This is a genomic window from Prevotella sp. 20925_1_30 (genome assembly GCF_041433025.1).
GTDB classification, from domain to species: domain Bacteria; phylum Bacteroidota; class Bacteroidia; order Bacteroidales; family Bacteroidaceae; genus Prevotella; species Prevotella vespertina.
On sequence record NZ_JAPWAR010000050.1, the window covers coordinates 1 to 5,644 of the forward strand.

The 5,644-nt window shown below is 41.8% G+C and carries 6 protein-coding genes; 5 read left to right on the forward strand and 1 reads right to left on the reverse strand.

Annotated elements, in window-relative coordinates:
• The first annotated feature begins 646 nt into the window (after window positions 1–646).
• The 5 genes from O3603_RS11750 to O3603_RS11770 all read left to right on the forward strand — a co-directional run bounded on the left by O3603_RS11750 (window position 647) and on the right by O3603_RS11770 (window position 4,805).
• Window positions 647–994: a helix-turn-helix domain-containing protein gene (locus O3603_RS11750; RefSeq protein ID WP_371523017.1), complete on the forward strand. Its 348-nt coding sequence runs from the start codon at window positions 647–649 to the stop codon at window positions 992–994.
• Complete coding sequence (locus O3603_RS11755; protein WP_007136073.1) at window positions 985–1,365, forward strand: MerR family transcriptional regulator; 381 nt, start codon at window positions 985–987, stop codon at window positions 1,363–1,365. The genes O3603_RS11750 and O3603_RS11755 overlap by 10 nt, the downstream gene beginning before the upstream one ends.
• On the forward strand, window positions 1,362–3,422 hold the full coding sequence (locus tag O3603_RS11760; RefSeq protein WP_219450594.1) for a bifunctional DNA primase/helicase: 2,061 nt from the start codon (window positions 1,362–1,364) through the stop codon (window positions 3,420–3,422). Before O3603_RS11755 ends, O3603_RS11760 begins: the two co-directional genes overlap by 4 nt.
• Window positions 3,410–3,718: a helix-turn-helix domain-containing protein gene (locus O3603_RS11765; protein WP_371523020.1), complete on the forward strand. Its 309-nt coding sequence runs from the start codon at window positions 3,410–3,412 to the stop codon at window positions 3,716–3,718. Before O3603_RS11760 ends, O3603_RS11765 begins: the two co-directional genes overlap by 13 nt.
• A gap of 160 nt (window positions 3,719–3,878) precedes the next feature.
• On the forward strand, window positions 3,879–4,805 hold the full coding sequence (locus O3603_RS11770; RefSeq protein WP_211810480.1) for an Abi family protein: 927 nt from the start codon (window positions 3,879–3,881) through the stop codon (window positions 4,803–4,805).
• A 104-nt stretch (window positions 4,806–4,909) separates the two neighbouring features.
• Here the strand turns inward: O3603_RS11770 and O3603_RS11775 are convergent.
• On the reverse strand, window positions 4,910–5,644 hold a 735-nt coding region (locus tag O3603_RS11775; protein ID WP_371523021.1), incomplete at its 5' end, for a hypothetical protein.

Here is a 5,644-nt window from a genome sequence, read left to right on the forward strand (position 1 = left end):
AGCCATTGTAGAGTATTTAGGGAGTATTTACCCCCTCTGTACGTACTCTGAGAAGAAGAATGTATATAAAAGAAAAGTATCATAACTACTTGTAGCTATGATACTTACGTTTTTGTTAGGATTTCTCTGTTGGTCTGTTCAGAGTACCTAAAGCGGAGAGAGAGGTTTGTGAACCAAACTCTCGTATCTCGTTGTATATAAATCTTCTATATATTTTGGCAAGTCATCTGTGTAGCATTTTTGTAGCAGTATTTTGACCGCTTAGTGACTACCATTCTGACTACCTTTTGAAAGCACAACAGCTCCCTTTTCTTGCGTACAAAGGTATATAAAATTGTACTTACCTCCAAATCTTTGTACCATAAATATTTAGAGATTTTACTGCTACACTTTCCAGTGCAAGGTGCAAGCCCCTATATATAAGGGGACTTGCACCTTGCACTGGAGGGATTTTGGCTGTAACAGAGAAATGGAATTTCAACACTTCCCAATATAATTCCCAATATATAGTCAATTTATATATAGATGCCCTTTGCATCCGCCACCAAACGAAAAATTGCATCTGGTGCATGACGACTTGCAGAGGGTACATAAACTTGCGTGTGACGGGTTGCTCGTGCCAAGATGTTTCTATAACTTTATGTTTATGAAAGAGTTACTGGAATTTCTTCGAAATGAGAGATTGAACAAATGTCTGAAACAAGCGTATCTAGCTGAAAAGTTGGGAGTTGACGAAAGTACAATATCCCGATGGGAATCTGGACAGACTGTAATGACATTCCTCCAAATAGAGAACTATGCGTCTGCGTTGGAGATAGATGTTTATGAGATGTTTGCATATCTCGCAAGCAATGGACAAGATCTTCCAAGATCTATTGCAGAAGTACACGTTGAGGTGTATACAAAAGAAGCCTACAACTCTCTTATGCAATACCTTGCGAATTCTGGGATGGATATAACAATTAAAAGCACCAAGTTGAAAAGATGGAAATAATCGCAGTAGAAAGCCAAGCCTATCAAGAACTGATAGACAAGCTCAATCGTATTGAGCAGTATGTTGAGCGCACCTCCCGTCTTATTCAAGATATTGACGACGAGCTGGAGATGACCACGAAAGACCTTATCGGGACTCTGAATGTTTCAGAGTCCACCCTTTACCGCTGGCGCAAGAAGCAGTTGGTACGGTATCGCTACACGGAGGGTGGCGATGTACGCTACTTCTTCAAGTCTATCGTGATAGCCACGAAGTGTAACCGACTCCGCGTATCAGGTATGAGAAACGATGAAGTTCTTGGGCGGCTCAACCGTTTCAAGGACAATCTCATCATGAGTTCATGTCTTAACCCTAAAAACCGACAATTATGATAGAAAAGGAACAGATTCTTTTGCTTACACAAGGAGGTTTGAATGTGTTTTCACATTTCCTTGGCTTTGAGGTGAACCTTCATCGCAACTTCCGAAGTCCTTTCTATGACGACAGGCGAGCTTCCTGCCATATCTACTACGACAGGAAAACTTCTTCTTACAAATTCTATGATCATGGAGATACCACCTATTCTGGGGATTGCTTCTGGTTTGTGGCAACCCTCCGTAATTTGAACCTGAAAACAAGTTTTCCCGAAGTATTGGAAACGATTGTACAAGAACTTGGATTGTACTCTTTATGTAATGGTGAAAAGCATAGCAGCCATATCACGTCAGCATATAAAGAAACTATTGTTCCCACTCCTAAGGCTGATATAACCAAGTGTACGGAAGAACGTCCATATGGTTTCGAGATACAGCCATTTGACGATGGTCTGCTGAACTATTGGGCACATTATGGCATCCATGAGGATACACTCCGTCGCTTTCGTGTACGGAGTCTTAAGCGCTATGAAAGTGTATCTGCTGAAGGCAGGAAGTTTGAACTTTATGGATCACCTACGGAACCTATGTTTGCCTATATCGGAAATGGCTATGTAAAGATATACCGACCTCACAGTCCAAAAATCCGCTTTCTTTATGGTGGACTGATGCCTGCCACGTATTGCTTCGGAATGGAGCAGATTCCTGCCAAAGGAGATATGCTTTTCATTACAGGTGGAGAAAAGGATGTACTCTCATTGTATGCACACGGCTTCAATGCGATTTGCTTTAACAGTGAAACGGCACAGATACCGACAAGTATCATTGAGAGCCTTCAGCTTCGTTTTAGGCATATAATACTCTTATATGATGCGGATGAAACAGGTGTACGGGAGGCACATAAACAGTCTGAACATCTGGTGGAATACAAGGTCTTGAACCTTTCACTTCCGCTAAGTGGTACGAAGTCTGAAAAAGACATTTCAGATTTCTTTGCCTTAGGCAACGGGGCAAAGGAACTGAAAGAGCTGCTTGCCAAGATGTTCTCAGATCTATATAGCCAAACCATGATGATGTTACGTTCCTGTGAGATTGATTATGAGAATCCACCGGACATTTCCAAATCAGTAGTAGCAGTAAACGGTGTGCCACTCGGCACACAGGATAACCTGTTCTGCATTACCGGAGGTGAGGGTACGGGCAAGAGCAACTATGTGGGTGCCATCCTTGCCGGAGCGTTGGGAGAAAAACGATTGCCGATAGAAAAGACCTTGGGATTGGAGATTACCGCCAATCCCAAAGGCTTGGCAGTCCTGCACTATGACACGGAACAGTCCGAGGCACAACTGCACAAGAACTTGGGTAAGACACTGCGTAGGGCTTCTTTGACGGCAGTACCGGAGTTTTGCCATTCTCTGTATCTTGCCTCTCTGTCCCGCAAGGACAGGCTGAAACTTATCCGTGAGAGTATGGATTTGTTTCATCACAGGCATGGAGGTATCCATCTCGTGGTGATTGACGGAATAGCCGACTTGATACGTTCTGCCAACGATGAAACGGAAAGTATTGCCATTGTGGACGAGCTTTATCGCTTGGCGGGGATTTATAATACCTGTATCATCTGCGTGCTACACTTCGTACCGAATGGAATCAAACTCCGTGGGCATATCGGCTCAGAATTGCAGCGCAAAGCAGCAGGAATTCTTTCCATAGAGAAAGACGATAATCCCGAATACTCAGTGGTAAAAGCATTGAAAGTCCGTGACGGAAGTCCGTTGGACGTACCGATGATGCTTTTCGGCTGGGATAAGGCTGAGGACATGCACGTCTATCGTGGCGAGAAATCTAAAGAGGACAAGGAAAAGCGCAAGACTGATGAACTCATTGCCGTTGTCAAAGAAGCCTTCCGAAATTCTTTCAAGCTCACTTACCAAGAACTTTGTGAGGTTCTGATGCGCGAAATGGAAATCAAGGACAGAACTGCAAAGAAATACATCGCCTATATGAAAGAACAACGTATCTTGGCACAAGATACCAATGGTAACTATCAAAAAGGAGAACTATGCCGTACATAGATTATGAAACCGAAGACACTTGGCAAAAACGCCTGTTTGACAAGCTGATAAGCGTCGAGGATAAACTCGACCGCCTGCTTGTCCTGCAAGATCAATCTGTTGACACGACTGTCCGTCCACCATTAAAACCAGAATACTTGGATATCATTGATGTATCCAAGATTCTCAAAGTGGAGCAAAAGACCATCTACAACTGGGTGTGGGCAGGGAAAATTCCTTACCTCAAAGCAAATGGCAGGTTACTTTTCCTTCGGGAAGAGATAGATGAAATGATACGGAAGCGAGATGATTGGTAATTTTTATCACTTAAAAAATATCTGCAATTATTTTGCTGAGACAAAAAAAATACTTACCTTTGCAATCAGAAAGTTAGTTGTGGGTTTCCACACTCAAAGATAACAGTACTCGCTTGGCATACCGTAAGATCTGCTGGCGAGTCATTTTTTTATAGATACTATGGCGAATAAAGAATCACGTTCCATTCAGGAACAAATCGATTTACTGAAGCATAGAGGCATGATTATAGAAGATGAGGAGTTTGCCCATCTTCATTTAAGTCATATCAGCTACTACCGTTTGAAGGGGTATTGGTGGGATATGCAAACAGACAAAGAACAGCATATATTCAAGAATGACGCCAATTTTAAGGACGTTATCGCACGATATTTCTTTGATAAGGAGTTGCGTCTTATCTTATTCGATGCCATTGAAGCCATAGAGATAGCGTTGCGGACGAAGATGATTTATCATCTTTCACAATCATACGGTGGGCTGTACTATATGGATAAGGGACTTTTCAACAATGAAGAACTCCAACAGCAACATATACATGATCTGATGGGCGAGTTTATGCGTAGCGGTGAGATTTTCATAAAAGACTACAAATGCAAATATGGAGTGTGGGAGGACAGAAAATGTATATCTCTTACCCAACAGCCTGACGCATGGATTATTTTTGAAGTTGCGACTTTTGGTACACTTTCAAAGATATATAAGAATCTTAATCATCAGTTACCTGAAAAAGCAAGAATTGCCAATGAATTCGGACTTAATATGCATACAGAACTATCAAGCTGGCTTGAAGCTATCTCCTATTTGAGAAATATTGTAGCTCATCATTCAAGAGTATGGAGTCGAAATATGGTAAAACGCCCAATGGATATTAGTAATCCAAGAGGCGTTTGGCTGCAACATCCTCTTTCGGAATTCTCTAAAAAGAAGCCATTTCTAATCATTACTTCCATGTTATACTTGTGCAATGCTATCAATGCTGGGGATACATATAAGAGAAAGATAATCTCACTGATAGAGGAAAATCCGGACATTCCTATTTATAAGATAGGTTTTCCAGACCTTTGGAATAGGGAATCTATCTGGCAATAATTTTGTACGGGAATATCAATCGCAATATTCCCGTACTTTATTTATGTCTACTAAAAAATGGGAGTAAGACATTTTTTTGCTTCCATTGGATAATAAACATGCGTTTAGTGTCTCCATTTGGCTCTGAAGTTTTGTGAACGATTGTCTTCTTCCTTGTCATGAGCAGGATAACTCTCGTTCTTTACTCCGGCTGAGTGATTGTTGTCGGACAAATCCTCTACTTGCTTCATTTTCTCTTTCTCTGTTTCCTCCTCTGGTGGTGCAAGCGTAAGCGCAATCTTTCTGTCTAATTCAGCAGCTTCACTTTTAAGTGAGCGAAGCTCGTCCTCTTTCTTCCAAGAACTGTTAGCAATGTTGGTGTAAACGTCTTTGTTAGCCACAACCTTTGCCATTTCCTTCTCATGCGACTCTATCACCTTTGGAATACGCTCCAAGGCATTAACGAAGTTCTGGCAGGCAAGTTTCGGGTCTGTTGCCAACTTACCATTATTGTAAGTGTAGTAGATAGACTCCTGCCCTTTCACAAAAAAGCGGTTCACCGAACAGTCAAACAAGTCTTTTGAAGTACTCTCTGTCTTGACCATGATGGAAAACCCATAAATCTCACCGATTTTGTTGTACTCTCCTTTGGTGCGAGCTTTTTCGTCTATTTCCTGTAAACGTGCAGCAATAGCCTTGATATCGGTGCTGTCTTCCACACCTTTGATTGTCAGTTTATTTATAGGTGTACCTTCATCATCACGCTCCACACGCTTCTCAAAGAGAGCTAAGTCAAACTGTGCCTCCTTGATTTTATCCGTATGGAAGGATACAGAACTTTCAATCTCTGCCAACTTGCC